We start from the raw sequence: 21,203 nt of genomic DNA, 5'->3' as shown, positions 1-21,203 counted from the left end.
GCCGCTTCGTTACCGCCGAGCGGTCGGTTCGCTTCCGTCCGGAGCGGTGTCGGCGCGCCCGAGCGCCAGCCACAGCGCGCCAGCGAGCACCGCCCCGACGGCGTTGGCGAGGAAGTCAGCGCCGCTGAGTCCGCGTGAGGGCACGAGTCTCTGCAGGAGTTCGATGCCGGCCCCGTAGCAGACGGCGACTGCCACGAGCGCCGCGACGAGGGGGATCGAGCGGGCGCGGCGGCCCCACGCGAGCAGCGCCGTCAGAACCCCGTAGCTCAGCGCGTGGACCCACTTGTCGAGTGCGACGCCGAGCAGCGCGGGGACCTGCTCGCTCGCACCCTCGGGAACAGGGAGCAGCGAGGTGGCAAGCAAGACGAGCGCGAACCCCGCCGCCGGCAGGTAGCGTCGGTACCGGCACAGACGCGACCGTTCCATACCGGCGAGAGGGGTGCTCGGCAGATAAGTCGGGCGGTCAGCCCGCCGCTCACTGCTCTTCGACGTGGCGCATCTGCACTGCGATGCCCCGCGTCGAGGAGCGCATCTCCGGCCCGCTCATCTGGGCGCGGCCGACGCCGAAGGCCGCCTCGCCCTGAATCACCACGTCGTCGCCGACGCGGATGTCGTCGCTGGCGTCGGTGATGCCCGGCGCGAGCACGGAACCGTGGGGCACGAACGGCTCGATTTCGACGGTTTTGGTCGGCACATCGCTCTCGACCCAGCGGCGCGCCCCAGCGGTGGTCAAAGAGAGGACGCCGTACTGCTGGGCCAGGGCCGCCAGTTGCTCGCCGTCGGCGTCGTCGGCCCGCAGTTGGGGATACCGGCCCTGCGTCGAGAGGTCGTCGAACAGTTCGTCGCCCGCGCCTTCGCCGAACTGGTAGTCCGCGACAGCGCGGATGGTGTTGTGCTCGCGCTCGCGCTTGGGGTAGCGGTCCCACCCCTCCAGTTCGGCGGCGAGGTTGCCGAGGGAGTCGGCCGTCGTCGGGTGGTCGGTGACGGTGTAGGTAAACTCGCGGCCCAGCGAGTCGGCGACGCGCTCGCAGATGTCGCGGTAGCCCTCGCCGGGTACGTGGGCGATAATCTCGGGGTAATCAGTGCCTTCTAAATAGCGTTCGAGCACGCGGCTGACGAACTCTATTTCGGTGGCGGTCCAGTTACCCGTCACGACGGAGTCGTAGTGCTGGGCGGGGTAGGTGAGTTCGAGTTCCTGCGGGACGACGCCGATTGGCGAGGTCATCGAGACGACGTGGGCGCGCCACTTGATGGCGTCGTGGTACTGCTTGTGGCTCTGGGAGTCGCTGTAGGGCTTGCGCGCCGAGCAGGGCACCAGCACGAGCGGGCGGTCGTCGAACCGCGGGACGTAGCGGTCGGTGATCCGCTCGGCGAACCGCTGGATTTCGACCCGCCGGAGCGAGTCGTCGCTGGCCGCCGAGAGGTCGGCCCGCCGGATGAGCGGCGTGCGCTCTTCGAGGTAGCCGTACTCCTGGTCAAGCCGCCGGAACGTCGCGGTGAGCCAGTTGTCCTGTCTGGCCTGTCCCTCGACGTAGTCGCGGAGGCGACCGTCGCGAATCCGGCGGCGAACGCGCCGGAGTTCCGCGGCCAAGGCGTTGACGTTGTGCTCGACGCAGTCCTCGCGGTCGAACGCCTCGCGTGGCTGTTGGCAGGCCGGACAGGCACACGGCAGTTCATCGAGGTCTTCGAGGAAATACGCCTCGTCAGTCGTGAGATACCGGCCCTCGGTCCCGCGGATGACGGCGCGGTCGGGGTCCACGAGGTCGACGCCGGCGTAGACGAGTGTCGCGACGTTTCGCGGCGTGGCGACGCCGGGCAGGTAGAGCGCGGTATCAGCCGGGATACGGTTCCGGACGGTCGTGACGGCGTCGACGAACGCCGACGCGTGCCCGACGTAGCCGGGTGCGCCGGCGAGCACGTAGGCGTCGCTGCCGTGGTCGGCCGCGGTGTCGGGCGAGACGACGGCCGCGCTCGGGAACGCGACATCGGGATAGTCGACGGCGAAAGCCTCTGCGACTTCGTCCGGCGTGCCGGCGGGCAGGCCGCGGTGGGGGAGGACGGTGAGCAGGGACTCGTCGCCCTCGGGGTCGTCCTGTGGCGTCGGCCAGCGGCTGCCGGCGTCGTCGAGGACGTGTCGACAGTCGCCCGGCGTCGCCGTGTCCACGTCGTCGACCAGCGCCGGCGTCGTCACGGGGTCGGCGAGGCGCAACGCACCCACTCGCGCGGCGCTGTCGCGCTCGTGGACCTCGAAGTAGTCGGTCATGCAATGGCGTCGGCCACGCGCAACCAACTATCTTGCCTTTGGGCCAGCGCCGTCGACGGGACCCGTAGCTCTCATGTCGCCGTGTCAGCCCGGTCGGCACGCGTCACCCAAACGGGGCGCTATCTGCCGATTAACCGCATCCTAACTAACCATGTCGGGGACGGTGGGACACCCGTGCAGCGACAGACTCGACGAGACGTGTTGTTCGCCCTCTCGGGGACAGCCGTGGCGCTGAGTGGCTGTTCGACCGACCTTTCCTCGGGAGACACGGACGCCAGAGCCGCCCCGCAGGAGACCGAACCGACGCCGACCGAACCGGCAGCGGTCACCGAACCGACAGATGACAGCCGGCCCGCGATGTTCGTCCACCTCGACACGCTGTCTGCGATACAGTCCCGCGTCGAGGACGGCGACAGCCCGTGGACGGAGGCCCACGAAGCCTTCATGGAAGACGTTCGCGAGGCGATGGCCGCCGCCCCGGAGAGCGTCACGGACAACGGCGACGGCCACGAGTTCAAAACGAAAGGACCCGAAGACCCCACGGAACGCAAGGACTACGTTGCCGCCATCAGGACGGGTGACCGCATCCGTGACCTCGGCCTCGCCTACCAGTACACCGGCGCGGACCAGTACGCCGAGAAGGCAATCGAGCTGCTGGACCACTGGTTCCTGCGTTCGGAGACCTACATGGCACCGGTGAAAACGAACGGCATCGAACAGTTCATCACGCTCCCGAAAATGTGGTGGGGCGCGGAACTCGTTCGAGGCCATGAAGCGTGGAACAGCGACAGCGTCGGCACGGAGGCCGACCTGCGGGCGTGGGTCCGGACGTTCCTCGACGACGTCGGCCACGGCATCCCGACGGCGATGGGCCAGCAGAACATCTTCAACTGGAAGGAGATGACCCACGCCGCCGGGTCGGTGTATCTCCGGGACTGGGACCGGTTTCGGGACGCGATACAGCGGAACCGCGAAGACGGTTTCAGACAGCTCCGCGAAGACGGTCTGCTGGAAAACGAAATCATTCGCGCGTCGAGCCTGGCGTACTCACTGTACGCGGCGAAGGCACTGGTCACCGCCGCGGAACTCAGCCGTCTCTATGCCGACAGGCTCGACGGGCCCACACTGTACGAGTATCAGAAGTTCGCAGGCGACAGGGGTGCTATCGAGCGTATTCTCGACGCCCACGCGCCATACGTGGCCGACCCGGCGGCCTGGGAGGCGATGGGCGAGGACGACCCCGACCGGTTCGTCAACAGTGACGGCTTCCCCGCCAGAAAGCAAGAAGCTGCGTCCTCGCTGTACGAGGTAGCCTACTCGTACTACGAGAAAGACACGTATCTGGAAGCACTCAAACAGAGCGGCCAGCCGGTCAAGAACGTCCCGACGTACGTCTCGGCGCAACAGGCGGCAATCGACAACCCCGACCGACCGCATCGGGACGAACGTATCCTCGGCTGGACGACGTTCACGCACGGTGAGCGGTTCCGGCTCGACCTGTAGCGAGTCAAATAAGCACCGTGCCCGGTGACACGGCGACACCGCCACGTTTTGGATGCCAGCGACGACAAGTCCGGTATGGATGTTGTCGTGACCGGCGGCCGGGGGAGTTCCGGGCGCTGGGTCGTCGACCGGCTCGCCGAACCGCACGACGCGACCGTACTCGACCGCCGCCTCCCGGACGGCGGGGGCCATCCGGAGGTCGACTACCGGGCGCTTGACCTCACCGACGCCGGGAGCGTCTTCGACTCGCTCACCGCCATCGACCCCGACGCGGTGGTCCACTGGGCGGCGATTCCGGTGGCCGGGACCCACCCCGGCGTCGACCTGTTCCGGAACAACGCGCTCGCGGCACACACCGTCCTCTCGGCGGCCGGCCGCGTCGGCGCTGACGTGGTCCAGGGCTCCTCCGACGGCGCGTACGGCTTCTTCTTCGCCGAGGAGACCCCTGTGCCGGACGAGCTTCCGATTACCGAAGCCCACGCGCGCAGACCCGAAGATGACTACGGGCTCTCGAAGGTCGTCACCGAGGAGATCGGGAAGGCAATCGCCCGCCGTGACGGCGTCTCGGTGGCCTCGATTCGCCCCTCGTGGATACAGATTCCCGGCGAGTACCCCTGTCGGGCCCCGGAGTACGTCGACGACCTGGCGGCCGGCGCGGGCAACTACTGGTCGTACGTCGACGTGCGGGACGTGGTCGACCTCGTCGAGGCCGCGCTCGCGGGCGCGGTCGAGGGCCACGAGGCGTTCAACTGCGTCGGCCCGGACAACGCGCTCGGTCGGCCGCTGGTCGAACTCATGCGGGAGCACTACGGCAGGGTTCCGGACGACTGCACGGTCGAGGGGGACGCTGCAGCGTACGCGACGGCGAAAGCCACAGCGATGCTGGGCTGGGAGCCGACCCGTTCCTGGCGCGAGGCGGCCGACGAAGACGTAGACGTGCCGACAGTCTGAGGCGGGTGGCGCTCAGTCGCGGGCGTGCAGGTCCCGCAAGCGGACGCGGTCGGGCACGCGGTCGAGCGCCGTCGCCGGCCAGTCGTCGTGGACCAGCGTGAAGGACACGTCGGGGTGGAGGTCGACCAGCCACCGAACACCGTCCGCCGCGGCCTCGTAGGCCGCCCGGTCGGTCCGGTCCGGGACCTCCGCGGTCAGGGGATACGTGTCCGCGAGTTCGCGGGGATACGGGCCGAACGGCGGCAGGATGCCCCAGCTCTCGTCGTACTGTGCACTGGAGCTTCCTTCGGTCAGCAGGACCTCGTCGCCCTCGACCGGGAGGCGCTCCAGTCGGTCCTGATGGCGTCGGACCTCGGGCCGGCGAGCGCTTTCATTCGAGGTGTAGAAGAACGCGTCCTTCGAGACCGGATCGGTGCGTTCGAGTTGCTCGGCGTGGTCGAGCAGCGCGCGGTAGCCGTCGAGCATCGCCGGATGGCCGCGGGCGCGACTGTCGACCAGTTCCATGAGGTTGCCCGAGCGAATCGCCTGCTTGACCGTCCGGATTTCGCCGTAGGTGACATGCAGGTTGTGCCGGGCGAGCAGTTCCTCGCGCCCGTCGGCGTCCATCGCGTCGAGTTCAGCCGGCGTGTGGTCGGTACAGACCGGGCAGTGACACGGGAAGTGACTCAGTTCGTCAAGCAGTTCCGTTCCCTGCACCGTGAGATACCGGTCGTCGCGGGCGTACAGCGCGTACGCCGCCGAATCGAACAGGTCACAGCCCAGCGCCGCTGCCATCGCAAACATCATCGGGTGGCCCGCGCCAAACAGGTGGACCGGGCCGACCTCCCCTAGCCCGCGCTTGCAGGCCGCGACGACATCGGCGAGGTCGGCGTAGCGGTACTCGTTCATCAGCGGGACGACGGCTCCCAGCGGGAACACGTCAAGTCCCGTTGAGACAGCGTCCGCTGCGGCCCGCTCTCGCAGGTCCGGGTAGGTCGCCCCCTGGACTGGCGCGCTGACGAGCATCTCGCCGGTGTCAACGGTGGCAGCGTGTTCGAGCCGTTCCTGTGTCGTTTTGAGTTCCTCAGTCGCCTGCTTGCGGTCCACATCGGGCGGCGTCGGGATATCTACCGGCGTCCCGATGTCCGAGCCGATCTCGTGCTGGAACTCCAGAATCTCCTCGGTGGTCACGTCGATGTCGCCGTACTCGGCAAGCTGGAAGGAGCCCGAGTCGGTCATAATTGCCCCATCAAACCCGAGCAGACCGTGCAAGCCCTGCTCCAGCACCGGCTCGCGGAGGTCGTCAGAGCCATGCAGGATGTAACTGTTCGTGATGAGTATCTCCGCCCCGAACTCCGACGCCAGCGTCGCCGGTTCGACCGTCTGGACGTGGGGGTTGACCACCGGCAGGATAGTCGGCGTCTCGACGGTGACGCCGGCCCGTGGCACCGTTAGCTCGCCCAGCCGGCCCGCTGCGTCGTACTGGCGGACCTCGAAATTCGTCATTACACGTCGTCGTCGGTCGGCGCGCCTAAGCGTTGTGTTCGCCCGTGACTGGCTATTCGTCGCTGGCAGCGGCCAGAACGGCGGGAGGGTCGAGCGACGCCCCAGCTGGCACAGCGCCGCTATTCGTCGGGCTGTTCCGCCCCGCCGGGTACCAGTTCACGCTCGGGCCGGTAGACGGTCCCGGAGTCTTCGTCGGCGACGTACGCCTGTGACGTCCGGAACATATCGACCACCTCACTGCGGGACGCGTAGGCGTCTTCGACGAGTTGGTTGAGCAACTCCGCCCGCGAAATCGGCTGCCCGGTCCGACGGCGGACGGCCGCGCGCAGTTTATCCAGCCGGCGCTCCGTCTGTTCGTCGAGTGCAATCGAAGCCATATGATAGACGATACCACTCCACAGGATTTCAAACTGTCGTCAGTTCAGCGCTCGAACAGGGCATAGTACATGATACCGACGGCGGACCGACTGTCACGGAGCGTACCGTCTCGCACTGACTGGACCAGCGAGTCGAAGTCGGCAGTGTCGACCCGAATCGATTCGTTGTGGTCGAGGTCTTGATCGGCCGTGGACTCACAGCCGCGTGCGACGTAGTAGTGGAACACGTAGTCGGTGTTTCCGTTGGCCGGTTCGCCTGTGTAAAGGTGGTCGAGCGACGCCGCTTCGTAGCCGGTTTCCTCGCGGAGTTCGCGGGCAGCGGCGACGCTCGGGTCGTCATCTCCGTCTTCCATCGTCCCGGCCGGCAGGCCGCGATTGACCCGGTGGACCGGCTGTCGCCACTCCTCGATAACGACCACGTCACCGTCGGCGGTGAACGGAAGCACGATGACGCTCTCGCCGTGCTGTACGTAATCGAACTCTCCCTCCGTGCCGTCGGGCAGGCGCACGTCCTCACGGATGACATCGAACCCCGGACAGGCGTAGGCGGTTTCGGCATCGAGCGTCTCCCAGGTGAGTTCGTCGTCCATACCAGCAGTGTGACCCCCACCGCCAAAATCAGCAGGGGTCCACGAGTATGCAGGCACTAGACCGATACAGCGTGGTGTGGCAATGTATTTGAAATGAGGATATCGACCATCGGCCTCTTGCTCGGCGTCGTATTGTTTGTTCTCCCAGTGCCTGGCACGTTCATCGCCGGGGGACTGGTACTCGTCGCGGGCGCGCTGGCGCGGTGGTTCGGCCTCTGAGAACGGGGCGGGAGCTTACAGTTTGTCGGCGGCCTGTGCCTGCTCGGCCCGACGGTCGGCCTGTTCGAGGCGTCGCCGGGCCGCGTTCGACAGCGGGTCCGAGAGGTCGTCGCTGGCGTCCTCGATTCTGGCCGCGACGCGCTGGAGCCGGTCGGCAACGGTCTGGAGTTGCTTGTCAGCGTTCCCGCGGTCACCCGCTTCGGCGCGTTCCGTCGCCCGCCGAGCAGCCTCGACGACAGCGGCGAGCGCCCGTTCGAGGCCCTGGATAGCGTTTTCGGAGCCACCGCCGTTCCCGGGGCTGTCGTCGTTGTTGTCGTCATCGTCCATCTCGTCGAGGACCGCTTGGCGCGTCTCCGCTGCGATGTCGACAAGGAACGACGCTAACGAGGCTTTGCCAGTCCGGGGCTGTTCGATTCGGGCGGCAACGTCCGCGGCGGGGTCGGGGTTCACCCGGAACGCACCGATCTCGTCGTCACGGTCCCGGACCTCCGTCGTGTACGCGCCACCGCCGTGGACGTAAACGGCGTCGGGTTCCGACAGCGGGGCGTCGTACAGCCGACCGGCGAAGTCGTCCTCGACGGCGAGGTCCGTGAGGTCGCTGTCGGCTCCCGACGGGTCGACTTCGAGACGGGTGGCGTTCTCGCGGGCGACGAGCGGCACCTCGCCGTCGACGCCGGCCCGCGTCGGCCCCTCTGCGTCGCCGGTTTCCGGAACTGACACCGACTCGCTGTGTGGCGCGACACCGGCCCCGTTGACGGTGAACCGATGTTCGCCCGCGGGCACGTCCTGCACCACGGCCAGGCCCGCGAAGGTCGGGACGGCCTCGGGGTCGCTCTCCAGTAGGGCGACGGACTCAACGGCGGTGTCCTCGGTCGTAAGCCCCTCGTTCTCGGGCGCGTCGTCGTTCGAGACAGCTTCCGAGAGGCTGGCGACGACGGTGCGTATCTCCGCCGGCGCGCCGATGGCGTCGTAGCGCTCGGCCAGCGCCGCCCGGTGGTTCGGCTCGGAGATGTCCGCGGCGGGGTTGTCGTACCGGGGCTGGTCCCAGGGCGCGCCGGTCGTCGTGATGTGGCCCGCGACGGCGTCCTCGGCGAACTGGGGCACGGCGAACTCGAAGCTCAACTGCGGCCCGGTGAAATCGGCGATGTGCTCCAGTTCGCTGCTCGATACGAGGTCGTACTCGATGTCCGGGTCGGCCTCGCCGCGGTCGGTGTGTTGGAAGACGAGGCCGGTCTCCCGCGTCGGCAGGTCCGTCGGCGGTGCCGAGAGGCTGTCGAACGAGCGGAGGGTCAGCCGCTCGGGAACGAGGTCCTCGCGGCTGACCGACGGCAGCCGCTCGTGTTCGTACAGCGGCGCGCCCTCGTACTCCGGCACGAGGTAGGGGAGCCGCGAGCCCTCGTCCCGCGGGAGCCCGTAGGCGACCGGAATCTCCGCGAGGTCTTCGATGGTCTCGACGGCGCTGTTCGTGATGTCCGCGAACCGGTCGCCCTCCGGCAGCCGGGTGAACCGGTCGCGGGCGTCGTTGACCGACAGCGCGCTGGAGTGTGATCCCAGCTCCGAGAGGATGCGCGGCACCATCTCCGGGTCCGGGTCCAGGAACTCGTTGTTGGGCACCTTCCGGGAGTGGGAGCTGGCGACGTACAGCTGCGGGTCGTCCGTCTCCGTGTCGACGAACACGTGCAGGACCTCCCAGTCGTGCCAGTGGAAGTTCGTCGTGAACTGGTCGAACGCCGAGTAGAACCAGAACTGGACGACGGCAAGCGGCGACTGCTCGTACTCAACGACGTGGTAGAACACCGTCGGGGCCGGCGGCTCGCCGTCGGTCATCCGCTCATGGTACCCGTCGAAGGCGTCGAACCCGTTGACGACGGTCTCCCCGTCCTGTTCGCTGGTGTAGGGCCGCGGGTCCGTCGGGAACCACGGCTCCGCCCGGTCGAAGTATAGCGTCGGCGCGAACCGCTGGGCGAGCTCCGCGGCACGGTCGCCCTCGACTGTCGAGGCCGCGTCGTCACTTTCGCTTTCGAGCGCCGAACAGCCGGCGACCGACGCGACACCGGTCCCGGCGACGGTCTGCAGAACCGCACGACGGGACAGATGTTCCCGGTCGGTCATCGGTCCCTCACCGCTTCGATACGTCGTCGGACAGCGCGACCCGTCGCTGTCTCCGAACCCAAGAATTCCATACGCCATTCAGCGAACCGCGGATAAAAACCCTTCTGGCGGTCTCCCGGTGTCCAGTCAGTACTGCTCAAACCCCGCCGTGTCCAAGTAGTTGTGCGCGACCGTAATCGAGTGGTCGGCATGGAGGGCCTGTGGCCCGAGTGAGACGCGCTCGTCGGCCCGGTCGGCCAACAGCGCCGCTTCCTCATCCCGGAAGTCGTGGTGGTCCGAGAGGACGAACACCGGGTTCGACGGCGGTGCAACGTCGACGACCGGGTCGCCGTCTTCGTGCAGCTGGACGACGGTTCCGCGGCGTGCCACGTCGTCGAGTGTCCCCTCGAACCCCCGGCGTGTGAGCGACACGCCGGGCGAGGTTTCGACCGGGATGTGACCGATTGCTTCCGCGCGCTCTTCGAGGGCCTTGCGCATCAGCGCTGCCGTGGACCGTTCGTCGGGGTTCAGCCGGCGGAGGTCGCTCCCGTCGAACGTGACAGTGTACTCATCTGCCAGGATCAGGTGAACTCGAACGTCTTCGCGGATGGCGTGGCTCAGGAAGAACGCGCTGGTGACACACCGACAGAGCACGTCGAGCCGGCCGGCAGCGCCGGCCAAGTCGTCGAGCGAGAACTCCGGCGTCGTCGGGGCGTCGTGGCCGATGATGACGAACTGGCGCATACGGGTCCGAAGCCGGTCAGAGACTTACGTGCATCGACCGCGAAGCCGGCTGCACCCATTCGTGTCGACGAGGGGTCAGAGACCGCGTGTGTCCACTGTTGAGGTCACCCTGCCGTGCCGATTTTCCACTGCGGGTCGAAACGCCGTTATGCCCGTTTCAGCGTTCGACGAGTTCGACCACGAAGCGCATATGCAACGCGCGTTCGAGCGGGCTCGGGCCGCTGTCGACCGCAGCGACCGGCCGTTCGGGTCTGTGCTCGTTCGTGACGACGAGATCGTCATGGAGGCGTCGAACCGCGTCCGCACTGAATCGGATGTGCGACGCCATCCGGAACTCCAACTGGCGCACCGAGCAATGCGCGAGTGTGACTCAGACGAGCCCGCGGAGATAGTGCTGTACACGAGCACCGAGCCGTGCCCGATGTGCGCCGGCGGACTCCGGTACGCCGGCCTCGGCAAAGTCGTGTACAGCGTCAGCAGTGAGGAGATGAACCGTTTCAGCGGCCACGAGGTGTCGGTTCGCTCTGGGCAAATTCTTTCGGGCGTCACCGAGGTCGTGGGGCCAATATGTCAATAGGAAGGACTGGCAATTCACGAGGACTTTGACTGGTAAGGCCAGTTCGGCACCGATTTCGGGAGTCAAATGACTTATGATGTGCGTTTGCTAACTAATGGTATGAATTCACTTGACACACCGGTCGAGCAGGTGATGACAAAGCCAGTAAAAACCGTCGACCGCGAGCTTTCCGTCCGAGACGTTTCGAAACTCCTTGCGTCGGAGGCGGTCGGTTCTGTCGTCGTTGAAACCGAATACGGGCAGGGCATACTCACGAAAACGGACATCATTACCGGCCTCCGCGATGGCATCGACCCGGATACGACGCCGGTCGGTGACTTGATGACAACGCCCGTGAAAACCATCGAAGCCGGTGCCCCGCTAGAGGAGGCAATCGATACGATGGTCGAGCATAGCATCAAGCGCCTCGTGATCGACGGACAGACTGACGGCGTCGGTATCCTCACGACCACAGACGTGATGCAGGAGCTGTCGCCCGACCTGGACCGCGTCGTCGAGATGTTCGCCGAAGGGTGACAGTCACAGGTCGAGAGGTGTTGAAATCGTTTAGCTAGCCAGCGCGTAGCGGTCGCAATGACTGGCACCCATGCTGGACCGGCGACAGGCAGGCGAACGTCTGTGTCCAGTGTTGCCACCCGTACCGCGAGATACAGCGTCTCACGAGCATGGTCAACCGCTGTCCGACGTGTTTCGAAGCCGCACCGTCTGGCGGTCACACAGAGGGCACTGTAGGTAACGTCAGTGAGAAGTGTCACAGTCCTCGCCATCGATGCGGCGGGCGAGTATCGACGGATCCAGATACCGGAAACGCTACAAACGCTGTCTAAGCGTCCAGAAAGGGTTTATCAGGAGCGGCGAATCGCTACCTGTGCGCAGACGTGCCCTCCTCGCGTCGGTCCCGGGAGCGCTGGCCGGACTCACCGGCTGTTCGTTCGGCACTCTTGACTCAGACGAGACTGGTGACGTAACGCCCGCCCCGCGCCCGACGCAGTCAGCGACCGATGCGAACGACAGCGGGACAGCGACGCCGACAGACGCCGGCGACCCGCCGCGACCGGACGACCCGACGACTGTCATCGAACTGGAAACCGGGCCGCGAACCTACGCCCTCAGTTCGCCGGGACTCCACACCGACGACGGGGCGCGAGTCGGACTCTGGTTCGACCAGACGGCGACCGACGACCATCCGGCCACGATTCGCGGCTGGCTCCAGAACGGCAACGAGTTCGAGAACACGTTCAGAATCGGGCGGATCCCGGGCGTCGGACAGACACTCAGCCGCCAGCCCGGCAGCTACAGCCACGAAGCCCGCCTCCATTTCGCGCCCACGGATAACAACGACCTCGCCGACGAAGTGCCCTCACTCGGCCGAACAGACGAGGGATACTGGCGCGTCAACGACGTCGGGCCGTGGATGCCTGACACCCACCGACTGGCCCCTGGAGACTGGGTCCAACTGGAGTACGCCCTTGTCGGCGAGCCGGGTCAGTTCGAGCGGCCGACCGGGACCTACGAGTTCCGCGGCCGGGACGGCCCACTCTCGCTCTCCGTCTGGGATACGCGAAGACCCGGCCCGGAAACAGAGTCCCGGTTCACTGGCCGCTCGCTCCCGTCGTTTCCCGACGACGACGGTGTCCAGTGGTTCCACAACGCAGATAAGACGACCCCGGCCTTCGTTCGGCCCAGTACTGAGCGGGCGGAACTGGATGCACAGGTCGGTTTCGAGATGGTCAATAACAGCCACGAACGACTACAATGTGGCCACTGGAACCTCTACAAACTCGTCGATGCCGAATGGTTCCACATCGCACCAACAGTCCACACCACGGACTGTCGCCTCCTGTCACCGGGCCGCCAAGAACAGTGGGGACTCCGGGCGTTCAACGGCCAGGCAGTCGGATGCAGCACCGGCGACTGCCACTGTGACGGCCTCACGCAGGCTTACCTCGGCGGCGGCGAGTACGCCGTCGTCGCCGGCTACGGCCACGCGACTGCCAACAGCGGTGCGCTGTTCGAATTGGTCGGCGACCGCGCTACCGTGACGCCAACCGACAGCGTGTCGACGGCGCGCGACGGCGACACTGTCACCGTGACGACTGACCATCACGGCGATAGGGCGCGTCCTGCCGACGCGACGTTCTCGCTGACTCGCACCGACAGCGCGGGCGAGCGGGTTCTCGCCGAACAGGTGATGGCGAGCGATCGGTTCGCCACGTCGGACGGCGGGCTTCGCAACGCACTCCCGTTCCTAACAGACGATGTATCCCGGGTCGTTGTCGAGACTGACGAGCGGGCTGTGGACGACGTTCTCGGATACGATTCCAACAGTCGACGGTTCCAGTTCCGCGGACAGGCGTACGAGGCCACGCGGGGCCGGGTCGACAGCTGATACGAGTGTGGTGACCTCTTTGCTTCTCAGTACCGTAGTTGAAAAAGTGGGCCGGCGCGAATGTCGAACACGGGAAGACGGTCGCTCACTTCGTTCGCGCTGCGACTTCCCTGCTCGAATTCTCGGAGCCATTTCCTCACAACGGACACTCGTCGCTGTCGCTCCTCGTGATTGCGTTGCGATAGAAATGGGCCGGCGCGACGCGGAACTAACCGATTTCGTAGGATGCTCATACTCGGTTCGCTGTCGATTCGTCGCTGATGGGTCAGTTGGTGTCATTGGGTGAACTCCAGTTCGTTGATGAGTGGTCGGCGGCGGTCCTCCATCCGGTTGCGAAGCCGTCGCCGCCGCTGTTCGGGGTCTGCCTTGTCGTAGTGGTCCTCGATGGTACTCACCGAAGAATTGACGCGCTCAGCTACGTCCTCCGGCGGCCATCCTCGGTTCAGGTGCCACGTAATCGAACCCGTCCGAATCTGATGCGGAGACCGGCTTGACGGGCACTTGCTGGCGTGGGCGTACTCGTTCCAGTCGCATTTCTCGATGTCCTTCTCGTGAGGGCACATCCCGTAGCTGCACGGGAGCGTGGCGAGGTAGCTCCACACTCGAATGGTGTTGGTCGTCGGCCGTCCACTCGCGCTCGCCAGCAGCGGCTGACGGCCATGTTCGTCCCGCACATCGTACCGACGGCCGTTGATGTACGCCTCCAGCGTGTCGGCCGTCTCTCTTGGAAGCGCCACCGGGCGCTCACCGCGGCGCTTGTTCTTCAGCGGGGTGTCCGTTTCCGGTCGGTGGCGGAACTCGACGTAGGGGCTACTTCCCAGCTCCGTGTCCCGCAGGTCCAGGGCCCGCAGGCCGCCCTGTCGAGCGCCAGTGTTCCACGCGAGTTCAAGAAACGCGTGTTGCCGAGTTCCGTAGTCTCTGTCGCTCTCACGGTAATAGGACAGCAGTGCGGCTGCTTTGTCGGCAGCAAGTTTCGTATCGTTTGACCGGTCCTCTGGGTCAAGGTCAGGGATGCGGATTTTCTCTGATAGACCTTGGTCGACTGCTTCGAGGTCTTCGAGGAACTCGAAGAGCATCTTCAGCGTCCACATCTCGCCTTCGAGCGTGGCCGGCGCGATCTCCGCGCTCCGCATTTCATAGTATTCGTCGAGATCGTAGCCACGCAGTTCCCCGACCGTCTCTATGCCGACGGAGTCGCACCACTCGACGAAGAGCTTCAGCCGGTACTCCCAGCCGTGAACGCTCTTCTCCGTAGAATCCGACCGACGGCGTCGGAGGTAGCGCTGGCAAGCCTCGCGGGGAGATAGCTCTGTAGGGTCGCCCCGCCGTCTACCGCTGCGAGTCATGCCTCTAACTCACTCAGTTCGCTCTGGTCGTCGGGGAGCTGACGACGAACCTGCGGCTGGATGTTGCGGAAGTCGTCGGCCCACTCCTGCATCTCGCTGCGGACCGCTTCGACCTTCTCGCGCAGTTCCTCGACGCTGTCAGCTGAGACCTTCGCCTTCATCTTGTCGCGGTTGTTGCTATCACCGCCCCGCGTGAGTTCGACTGTGAGGCTATAGGCGTCAGTCACCCGCGACCACCACCTTGCCGCCAGAGTCGTCGGCGCTGGCCTCCTCTCGCTGCTCGTCGTGGGCCACGCGCTTCGCCTTCGCGTACTCGCCGTCCGTGCCAGCGTCGTAGTACTCCGTCCGCACTTCTCGAATTGCCTCGATCTTGTGCGGCGGGAGTTTGACGCGGCGATCACGCCACTCGGTGAGACGTACCCAGCCGCTTTCGAGCGTCTGGTAGTCCGCGACGTAGACGACACCCTGGCCCTGAATCTGGACCATCGCCGGCGTGTACTCCGGATGCAGTGGCAGGTCCTCAGGGTCAATCTTCTCGCCGTTCATGGGCCGTCCACCTCATCGTCGTCACTCTCTTGACCGTCCGACTCGTCTCCGGACGTGGGGGCGCTGGACTCACTGGACATGATTCAGGCGGCCCCCTCGTTTCGAGACTTTTCGCCGTTTTCGTCACAACACACGACAGCGTTAGTCATCGGCTCGAAAGGAGTCGAGTTGTGGTCGCGCAGAACCTCAGTGATGTACTGAGACCGAGAAATATCGTGTTTTTCAGCCTCATCGTCTACTTTCTCGAATAGCCATATCGGCATGGATACCGATACTGATGCACTTGGCATGCATTGTTTGTCAATAACCTCTCGGTAAATATAGTTTACGCTGATTTAGTTACCACTCATTGAGTGTCGGAGCACTCAGTCAGCACTATGATACCCGATGAGATTGATAATCAATCAAGATGCGATACTCCGGCGACTGGATGGTACTCGCTGATGACCGGATTCTCGAATACATCCGCAGCAATGAATCTGGTCGTCCAAAAGCAATGAAGGACAGTGGATATGTCCGATACACTCGCTCGTATATATCACAGCGATGTAAGAAGCTCGTAGAACACGGTTTACTCCGTGATTTGGGGAATGGTGTCTATACCATCACCGAGCGTGGTGAGCGGTATTTAGACGGCGAGATAGACACGTCTGAAGATAGGCCAGATGAAATCGAGTCGCACGGGAACAGCGGCCCCTCCGCTGATGAGAACCACGAGCAGGTGTAACTGATGATCGGGAAAAAGTCGGCTTCATGGATGAATCAGATAGACGAGCGTATCATGGAGTGGGTTCGTGAAAATGGGTTTGCATCACCAAGTATCCTCTCACGAGAACGTGGGTTCGATGTCTCTTCCGGCTATATTCGGGACAGGTGCAGGTGGCTTCAGTACGCTGGGCTGCTTGCACCCGTCAGTGGCGATTTGTACGATCTGACAAGTGAGGGCATTCTGTATCTGAAAGGCGAGCTCGATGCGAGGCATTGCCCGCGGCCAACGCCAAGCAAGGTCTTCGAGGATCGGTATGCAACGCCGCCAGACTGGGTGGAGGCTGGTGTGAAGTTTAGGATTCGTCTGTAGTTTGAGTGTCGCAGTGAGTCCCGGTGTCGTCGATTTCTGCTTTCAGGGTTTCTCGAATATATTGGTCCATCGTGATATCCTCTGGTTTCGATTCTTCAAGCCTCTCAAACATTTCAGGCATCATCGTGAATGTGACGTGTAGCGTTTTGCTCACCATAAAATAGCTGTCAGTAACTGGAATCAAAAAGGTATCAGTCTGGCGGACGCGCCGAGCTACATACTTATTATATACTAATGCTACCGCGGGATCTTTCCGCGTGCCTGATACCGATTTTCAGTAATCTGGGAATATAGGTGATCATCATTAAGCAGGCTGATCAGATCTTTCTTATCACCTTTTGAAGGCATTATTAATCCCCACTCATCATCAACAGTTGCGACATCAACATCCAGATCGAATTCATCAATCACAGTCTGTACTTGATCTCTTTCTAATTCCTGATACAGGCCACGTCGCTCCACTTCAACCATCTTTCGTAGAGCACTGCGATCTCCGTTCACGGCGCTTTCAAACTCACCCAAATTATGGATAGTAATTTCTCCGTCATCCAGTGCGTCAAATACTTCATTGGCCTTCTGTCGGTATTCAACGAAGTACTTGAATATATCTTCAAAAGCTCCTTGATTTTTCACGAACATTGTGCCATTGAAAACAAAGGCATCAAAGCTTTCAGGAAGTGCATACAGGTTGTCGTTAAACTGGTCGTACTCATTTTCCCGCAGCAATAGTTTGACCTTCCAAGAGCTACCAACAATCTGCCGTCTGGTAAATTTCCGAAACGCTACGAAGGTGTTTTGATTTAGTCCGTCACGAACCCTGAGAGCTTGAAAATCGGGAGACTCAAACGATTGGAAGTCGGTTTCACTAAATCCGTCTTTGTTGGTAAACGGCTTGAAGATATTGTAATCAGGAAGGTCATCGACGGGCATATACTGAAGGGGAGAAGGGGTTTTCTCTATATTCCCTACCTCGTACGTCGATATTGGCTTTTCCTCTTTTTTTACTACTGAAGCTACTTCTTTGTACAACTCCTCAATATACATTGAGAGCAACTCAGTGATGATATGTGCATGAAACGGAATCTCACCGACGTCTAATTCTGTTTCTTGGGTTATGGTACCATCCCCTTCCTCTACCTCTTTTTCATCAACTCTCGCGACAAAGAATTCTTGAATGCGGTCATCTGGGTCCCCATTTACGAAATTATGTGCCTCCCGGAGGAGAGATTTCGCTTCGTCGTCAGAAACCATCGTTTAAATTGTTATATGTACATCATTACTTAACTCTACTGTGTGAACGGGTTCAGATTCATCCAACTTTCCTCTAGAGAGGACTGTAATTTCGCCTCTATCGGTATCCGCTTCATATATTCGATAATCGAAAAATGATAACACTGGATTGACATACAGTTGGTTTGATTTGACTTGTACAATTCCGATAACGAAAAAGAACAATATAAATGCAAACCAGTTCGCTAAGTTGGTGTAATCAAGAACGACAAAGGGGAAAATATAGACAAGCACGTAATTGGTGATGAGATCATCCCGACTTCTTGAATTATTTATTTTCTGTATACTATCGGCTCCCCTTGACTTTCGTATACTAAATACTGCTTTAAGGACAATTCCTGAGACTGCAGCTACAATAATCCAAAAGATCGACAGCACTGGTACGTGTACACCGATGATCGGCTCAAGATAAGAAATATTTAAATTTGGGACCGCGACCGTCATGCTTCTATGTTTGACCGCAAGCAGGACGAACAGAGGAATATATGAGCTCAAGAATAGGAGCCATTTGATTCCCCTGCGAAACTCAGCCATATATCTAGTTCGTATAGGAGAAAAGTTAAGTATTTGGTGAATTTTAGATTGGCTCTACGTAGAACGGGCTTTAGAGCCCATATAACGTATCTCTTTCTAGAGCTCGGTTAATTGTCGCTCGCGAGGTACCCAGTCGCTTCGCGGCTTTTCGTTTTGACAATTCGTCCTTTTGTACCAGATCCAGAACGCTTACTACTTTATGATAGTCCTCGCCCTCAATAAGTAGCCCATCATCCTTCTCAAAGCCGAGTGGAGCGGGCCCATGGTGATACTCATCGTTCTGCTGCCGCGCAGCGATTCCCTCCTTCGTCCGCTGCTTGGCCATGTTCGCTTCCAGTTCCGCGAACACGCCGAGAAGTTGGAATAGCGCCGTCTGGTACGGGTCACTCTCGTCAGGCCGGAGAGTTAACCCTTCGCTGATGATGTGGAGCTCGACGCCTGCCTCTTCAAGACGCGACGCCGTCCGCTCTAAGTCAGAGATAGACCGGCAAATGCGTGAGATACTATGAACCACCACAGCGTCGATCTCCCTACTCTCGGCGTCATTCATCATCTGCTGGTAGTCCGAGCGGTCTGTGTTGGTCCCTGTAGACTTGTCTCGATAGAACCGGAGCCTCCCCAAATCTGCATCGAACTCGCTCTTGGCGTACTCCTGTGTCGACTCAAGTTGTCGGTCAAGGCTCTGGTCCTGCGTACTCACTCGGCAGTAGCATCCAATATCACCCATACACTCGTACACCCACGCCAAGCATATAAAAGAAAGTGTTTACGTACAGTCTGTACGAGAACGGTGGTTTGTGAACACATTTATTCATTACAAATACGCGCGCAAACACTTATTTGAGAAAAGTTGTCAATTAGATGGACTAGCTACTTTTAAATCCATTTGTATTATACTTTGACTATGTCATCTGTTGTTGCAGTAGATGCGGCCACCAAAAGTTCTGGAAGTCAACGATGTTTGATCGGTGTCGCAATAGTTCTGAATGATGTAGAAGCTTTTCGAGAGCACTACATCGAGGTTGTTGGCGACTTTTATGACGAATATAACATCAACCGAGAAAACGATGTTATAAAGTCAGATCACCTCAGTAGAAATATACCCAGTTACGAACTTGGGCAGGCTAGGAAATCAATTGGCTATGACATTCTCGATACAGAATCGATTGATAGAATAAATACTACTATTTGCTGGCATGAAGAGCGTGTCGAAACCCCACTTGGTTCTTTTGACGGCGGCCAATTCGTGAATAGGTTTGTTAAGTCATATTTTCCGGTCGTGACTCTTTGGAGGTACCACCGTTCCCAGAGGGAATATAATCCTACTGAGAAGGCAATGTTAGATAGTTTTACCGGGAAGATCACGAAGTCGTGGAAATACGTGGGAAAGACGTTTGACTTGGATATTATACCCAAGGGAGATCTTACCTATCCAGAACTATCCGCCGCAGATATTATAGCGTCTGCGCTTAGTGGAATCCTCCCCGATGATGAACCATATACAGAGTACGATCGCTATGTCGATGGGTGGCTATTGAATAGACTTCCAAACACAGATAATCAGTATGTAGAAACAGACCTCATCCATCATGATTCTGGCGAATGGATGATTGATCATCTTAAGCCACATAAGTATGATGTACGCCCTCATCTCTCGTATCCACATCCAGTGGTTTTTATCGAAGAGAGCGTACTGTCTGGGAAAGATAGAGAGGCAATTGACCGATCTCAGCTGATGGGATATCTATGTAATGCTGCAAGAAGCATGGGCGGTTGTGTTACCAAATTCGACGTAGAAACATTCCCTTTCACTGTCCGCGACGGGGACTACATCGTTTATAATCCCGTGCAACCTGAGAAGGCAAAAACTCTTCAGAACTTGCATCCCAGTAAGGACATAACTCTGATTAACGCTGCTGATGTCTCTGAGAAGATCTGAAAGCGATATGATTTAAGCAGGCCACGCCCGTTAGGGTGTCAGCCTGTACTATCACCTAATGTATCCCCATGTAAAAAGATTTCCACTACGATCTCATAGACTCGGAAGAGAACGTCTCTACGGTTATCTACTATATGCTAGAACAGAATTCCATCGTGTCTTGCAGATTGTTTGTCTACGTTGAGTCCCATTTCAACTATTGGGGTTTCTTTCCAAATCATTAATCGGACCCAGTGGGAGCCTATAGACAAATATTCGGCTTCACCCGAGAACCGGACACTCAGAAAACCTCGTCCCACGGGATTTTGTGCTGCTTCCCCATCGAATGACCCGAGCGGTTCCATCCGCCCCGATCTTGGACGAGGTTGTTCACCGTCGACGGCCTCATGCGCGTGATTCGGAGTACGCCGTCCGTCTCATCGAGGAACACAAACGCGTACCACGCCGTCGCCTGTGCGTCCGATGCGATGAGAGAGCGCGTCTGTCCTTCCCAGACACGAAAACGACCGTCACCGGGGTACCTGTTGCCGACTGTCGTTGATGTCGATTTGACCTGGTATTTCGTTGCCCTGCTGGGATGTCTGAGGTCCCACCAGTCCGGGTCAAGCGATAGGCCTTCCAAGCCGTACACCTCAGCCACGATCTCCTCGGCAACGTCGCCAAACGACTTCGACCGCTGTAACCGCTCCTGTCGAGTCCGAGGGAGCGACCGGATATCGAGAACTTCCGTCACTCGTCACCACCGCCAGCCGCCGCCTCGAAGCGTACTATCTCTGCTGGCCGTAGCCCTAACCGCTTCGCCAGCCAAGCGATTCCCAGCCGAGAGAGCGCCGCACCGTCGGTGACCGCCAACGTGACACAGAACCAGATGAGAGCGCCAAGCTGTACCCACGTCAGGTCAGGCATCGCTCTCACCTCCGTCCGTTGCCTTCGGTGGGTAGATACCTTCGTCAACGAGCGCCCGGCGGTGTGATCGGACATCCTCGACGAGCCCGGCGTCGTCGATCCCTTCCTCACCTCGGAGAACACGGACGGCTTTCTCTGCGGTTTCGTGGGCCGCTTGCGCCTCGTTGCGCGTCTCCTCAACGTAGCCGACCACGCGGCGGCCGACCCAGCCCGTGATACCGACCACGAGCATCGATGAGACGCTGACTGCCCATGCCGCTGCGGTGTACGGTTCAACCATCAGCGTCCCTCCAGATTGCCACGCCGCCAACGACAATGGCGATGAGTAGCAGCGTTCCGGGCACACCAAGTGTACCGGTCAACGCACCGAATACC

22 protein-coding genes are annotated in these 21,203 nt (G+C 61.0%); 7 read left to right on the top strand and 15 right to left on the bottom strand.

Translation table 11 applies throughout. From position 1 onward, the window contains the following. Positions 1–9: 9 nt before the first annotated feature. Both BVU17_02495 and BVU17_02490 read right to left on the bottom strand, forming a co-directional pair. Positions 10–426, bottom strand: a complete 417-nt coding sequence (locus BVU17_02495; GenBank protein ID AUG46444.1) for a hypothetical protein — start codon at positions 424–426, stop codon at positions 10–12. Positions 427–475: 49 nt separating this feature from the next. Continuing rightward, a complete protein-coding gene (locus BVU17_02490; protein AUG46443.1) occupies positions 476–2,263 on the bottom strand; it encodes a tRNA-ribosyltransferase in 1,788 nt (595 codons plus the stop codon). A gap of 174 nt (positions 2,264–2,437) precedes the next feature. Between BVU17_02490 and BVU17_02485 the strand changes: the two genes are divergently transcribed. Both BVU17_02485 and BVU17_02480 read left to right on the top strand, forming a co-directional pair. Next, entirely contained in the window at positions 2,438–3,766 is a 1,329-nt protein-coding gene (locus BVU17_02485) for a hypothetical protein (GenBank protein ID AUG46442.1), read from the top strand. Positions 3,767–3,841: 75 nt separating this feature from the next. After that, positions 3,842–4,717, top strand: coding sequence for a UDP-glucose 4-epimerase (locus tag BVU17_02480; GenBank protein ID AUG46441.1), 876 nt, complete (start codon positions 3,842–3,844; stop codon positions 4,715–4,717). A 12-nt stretch (positions 4,718–4,729) separates the two neighbouring features. Here the strand turns inward: BVU17_02480 and BVU17_02475 are convergent, their stop codons facing one another. The 5 genes from BVU17_02475 to BVU17_02455 all read right to left on the bottom strand — a co-directional run bounded on the left by BVU17_02475 (position 4,730) and on the right by BVU17_02455 (position 10,223). After that, the gene (locus BVU17_02475) at positions 4,730–6,202 is read right to left on the bottom strand and encodes a tRNA-guanine(15) transglycosylase (protein ID AUG46440.1); all 1,473 of its coding nucleotides are present in this window, start codon (positions 6,200–6,202) and stop codon (positions 4,730–4,732) included. Positions 6,203–6,321: 119 nt separating this feature from the next. Beyond that, positions 6,322–6,579 carry a hypothetical protein gene (locus BVU17_02470; GenBank protein ID AUG46439.1) on the bottom strand — a complete coding sequence of 86 codons (258 nt, stop codon included), beginning with the start codon at positions 6,577–6,579 and terminating at the stop codon, positions 6,322–6,324. A gap of 44 nt (positions 6,580–6,623) precedes the next feature. Next, positions 6,624–7,169 (bottom strand): NUDIX hydrolase, encoded by a 546-nt coding sequence (locus BVU17_02465; protein AUG46438.1) that lies wholly within the window; start codon positions 7,167–7,169, stop codon positions 6,624–6,626. Between the two features lie 234 nt (positions 7,170–7,403). Then, positions 7,404–9,500 (bottom strand): hypothetical protein, encoded by a 2,097-nt coding sequence (locus BVU17_02460; protein AUG48815.1) that lies wholly within the window; start codon positions 9,498–9,500, stop codon positions 7,404–7,406. A 126-nt stretch (positions 9,501–9,626) separates the two neighbouring features. After that, positions 9,627–10,223, bottom strand: coding sequence for a tRNA (pseudouridine(54)-N(1))-methyltransferase TrmY (locus tag BVU17_02455; GenBank protein AUG46437.1), 597 nt, complete (start codon positions 10,221–10,223; stop codon positions 9,627–9,629). Positions 10,224–10,371: 148 nt separating this feature from the next. On the opposite strand from BVU17_02455, the gene BVU17_02450 reads away from it, so the two are divergent. The 3 genes from BVU17_02450 (at position 10,372) to BVU17_02440 (ending at position 13,189) form a co-directional block, all read left to right on the top strand. Then, positions 10,372–10,800 carry a tRNA-specific adenosine deaminase gene (locus tag BVU17_02450; protein ID AUG46436.1) on the top strand — a complete coding sequence of 143 codons (429 nt, stop codon included), beginning with the start codon at positions 10,372–10,374 and terminating at the stop codon, positions 10,798–10,800. Between the two features lie 99 nt (positions 10,801–10,899). After that, complete coding sequence (locus BVU17_02445; GenBank protein AUG46435.1) at positions 10,900–11,316, top strand: inosine-5-monophosphate dehydrogenase; 417 nt, start codon at positions 10,900–10,902, stop codon at positions 11,314–11,316. A gap of 352 nt (positions 11,317–11,668) precedes the next feature. Next, a complete protein-coding gene (locus BVU17_02440) occupies positions 11,669–13,189 on the top strand; it encodes a hypothetical protein (GenBank protein ID AUG46434.1) in 1,521 nt (506 codons plus the stop codon). A 275-nt stretch (positions 13,190–13,464) separates the two neighbouring features. On the opposite strand, the gene BVU17_02435 is transcribed toward BVU17_02440, so the two are convergent. The 4 genes from BVU17_02435 to BVU17_02420 form a co-directional block, all read right to left on the bottom strand. After that, a complete protein-coding gene (locus BVU17_02435) occupies positions 13,465–14,535 on the bottom strand; it encodes an integrase (GenBank protein ID AUG46433.1) in 1,071 nt (356 codons plus the stop codon). Further along, positions 14,532–14,762 (bottom strand): hypothetical protein, encoded by a 231-nt coding sequence (locus BVU17_02430; GenBank protein ID AUG46432.1) that lies wholly within the window; start codon positions 14,760–14,762, stop codon positions 14,532–14,534. Before BVU17_02430 ends, BVU17_02435 begins: the two co-directional genes overlap by 4 nt. After that, positions 14,755–15,081 (bottom strand): hypothetical protein, encoded by a 327-nt coding sequence (locus tag BVU17_02425; GenBank protein ID AUG46431.1) that lies wholly within the window; start codon positions 15,079–15,081, stop codon positions 14,755–14,757. The genes BVU17_02430 and BVU17_02425 overlap by 8 nt, the downstream gene beginning before the upstream one ends. A gap of 83 nt (positions 15,082–15,164) precedes the next feature. Further along, positions 15,165–15,344 carry a hypothetical protein gene (locus tag BVU17_02420; protein ID AUG46430.1) on the bottom strand — a complete coding sequence of 60 codons (180 nt, stop codon included), beginning with the start codon at positions 15,342–15,344 and terminating at the stop codon, positions 15,165–15,167. A 146-nt stretch (positions 15,345–15,490) separates the two neighbouring features. Between BVU17_02420 and BVU17_02415 the strand changes: the two genes are divergently transcribed. Both BVU17_02415 and BVU17_02410 read left to right on the top strand, forming a co-directional pair. Then, positions 15,491–15,808 carry a winged helix-turn-helix domain-containing protein gene (locus BVU17_02415; protein ID AUG46429.1) on the top strand — a complete coding sequence of 106 codons (318 nt, stop codon included), beginning with the start codon at positions 15,491–15,493 and terminating at the stop codon, positions 15,806–15,808. A gap of 30 nt (positions 15,809–15,838) precedes the next feature. Beyond that, a complete protein-coding gene (locus BVU17_02410) occupies positions 15,839–16,159 on the top strand; it encodes a hypothetical protein (GenBank protein AUG48814.1) in 321 nt (106 codons plus the stop codon). 237 nt (positions 16,160–16,396) lie between these two features. On the opposite strand, the gene BVU17_02405 is transcribed toward BVU17_02410, so the two are convergent. The 4 genes from BVU17_02405 to BVU17_02390 form a co-directional block, all read right to left on the bottom strand. Then, a complete protein-coding gene (locus BVU17_02405; protein AUG46428.1) occupies positions 16,397–17,410 on the bottom strand; it encodes a DUF4868 domain-containing protein in 1,014 nt (337 codons plus the stop codon). 643 nt (positions 17,411–18,053) lie between these two features. After that, on the bottom strand, positions 18,054–18,710 hold the full coding sequence (locus BVU17_02400) for a resolvase (protein AUG46427.1): 657 nt from the start codon (positions 18,708–18,710) through the stop codon (positions 18,054–18,056). Positions 18,711–20,202: 1,492 nt separating this feature from the next. Further along, complete coding sequence (locus BVU17_02395) at positions 20,203–20,655, bottom strand: hypothetical protein (protein AUG46426.1); 453 nt, start codon at positions 20,653–20,655, stop codon at positions 20,203–20,205. A gap of 165 nt (positions 20,656–20,820) precedes the next feature. Beyond that, positions 20,821–21,108: a hypothetical protein gene (locus BVU17_02390; GenBank protein AUG46425.1), complete on the bottom strand. Its 288-nt coding sequence runs from the start codon at positions 21,106–21,108 to the stop codon at positions 20,821–20,823. Positions 21,109–21,203: the final 95 nt, after the last annotated feature.

This window comes from Haloarcula taiwanensis, assembly GCA_002844335.1.
In the GTDB taxonomy this organism is placed as follows: Archaea; Halobacteriota; Halobacteria; order Halobacteriales; family Haloarculaceae; genus Haloarcula; species Haloarcula taiwanensis.
Note: the sequence above shows the minus strand (reverse complement) of the source record. Positions and strands in the feature narration are given on the sequence as shown.

What these genes read in the sequence shown, in the direction of transcription:
- BVU17_02490 (AUG46443.1), bottom strand. Translation starts at nt 2,263, where the DNA reads ATGACCGACTACTTCGAGGTCCACGAGCGCGACAGCGCCGCGCGAGTG.
- BVU17_02460 (AUG48815.1), bottom strand. Translation starts at nt 9,500, where the DNA reads ATGACCGACCGGGAACATCTGTCCCGTCGTGCGGTTCTGCAGACCGTC.
- BVU17_02420 (AUG46430.1), bottom strand. Translation starts at nt 15,344, where the DNA reads ATGCCGATATGGCTATTCGAGAAAGTAGACGATGAGGCTGAAAAACAC.
- BVU17_02410 (AUG48814.1), top strand. Translation starts at nt 15,839, where the DNA reads ATGAATCAGATAGACGAGCGTATCATGGAGTGGGTTCGTGAAAATGGG.
- BVU17_02470 (AUG46439.1), bottom strand. Translation starts at nt 6,579, where the DNA reads ATGGCTTCGATTGCACTCGACGAACAGACGGAGCGCCGGCTGGATAAA.
- BVU17_02475 (AUG46440.1), bottom strand. Translation starts at nt 6,202, where the DNA reads ATGACGAATTTCGAGGTCCGCCAGTACGACGCAGCGGGCCGGCTGGGC.
- BVU17_02405 (AUG46428.1), bottom strand. Translation starts at nt 17,410, where the DNA reads ATGGTTTCTGACGACGAAGCGAAATCTCTCCTCCGGGAGGCACATAAT.
- BVU17_02390 (AUG46425.1), bottom strand. Translation starts at nt 21,108, where the DNA reads ATGGTTGAACCGTACACCGCAGCGGCATGGGCAGTCAGCGTCTCATCG.
- BVU17_02415 (AUG46429.1), top strand. Translation starts at nt 15,491, where the DNA reads ATGCGATACTCCGGCGACTGGATGGTACTCGCTGATGACCGGATTCTC.
- BVU17_02495 (AUG46444.1), bottom strand. Translation starts at nt 426, where the DNA reads ATGGAACGGTCGCGTCTGTGCCGGTACCGACGCTACCTGCCGGCGGCG.
- BVU17_02445 (AUG46435.1), top strand. Translation starts at nt 10,900, where the DNA reads ATGAATTCACTTGACACACCGGTCGAGCAGGTGATGACAAAGCCAGTA.
- BVU17_02480 (AUG46441.1), top strand. Translation starts at nt 3,842, where the DNA reads ATGGATGTTGTCGTGACCGGCGGCCGGGGGAGTTCCGGGCGCTGGGTC.
- BVU17_02450 (AUG46436.1), top strand. Translation starts at nt 10,372, where the DNA reads ATGCCCGTTTCAGCGTTCGACGAGTTCGACCACGAAGCGCATATGCAA.
- BVU17_02465 (AUG46438.1), bottom strand. Translation starts at nt 7,169, where the DNA reads ATGGACGACGAACTCACCTGGGAGACGCTCGATGCCGAAACCGCCTAC.
- BVU17_02455 (AUG46437.1), bottom strand. Translation starts at nt 10,223, where the DNA reads ATGCGCCAGTTCGTCATCATCGGCCACGACGCCCCGACGACGCCGGAG.
- BVU17_02400 (AUG46427.1), bottom strand. Translation starts at nt 18,710, where the DNA reads ATGGGTGATATTGGATGCTACTGCCGAGTGAGTACGCAGGACCAGAGC.
- BVU17_02435 (AUG46433.1), bottom strand. Translation starts at nt 14,535, where the DNA reads ATGACTCGCAGCGGTAGACGGCGGGGCGACCCTACAGAGCTATCTCCC.
- BVU17_02425 (AUG46431.1), bottom strand. Translation starts at nt 15,081, where the DNA reads ATGAACGGCGAGAAGATTGACCCTGAGGACCTGCCACTGCATCCGGAG.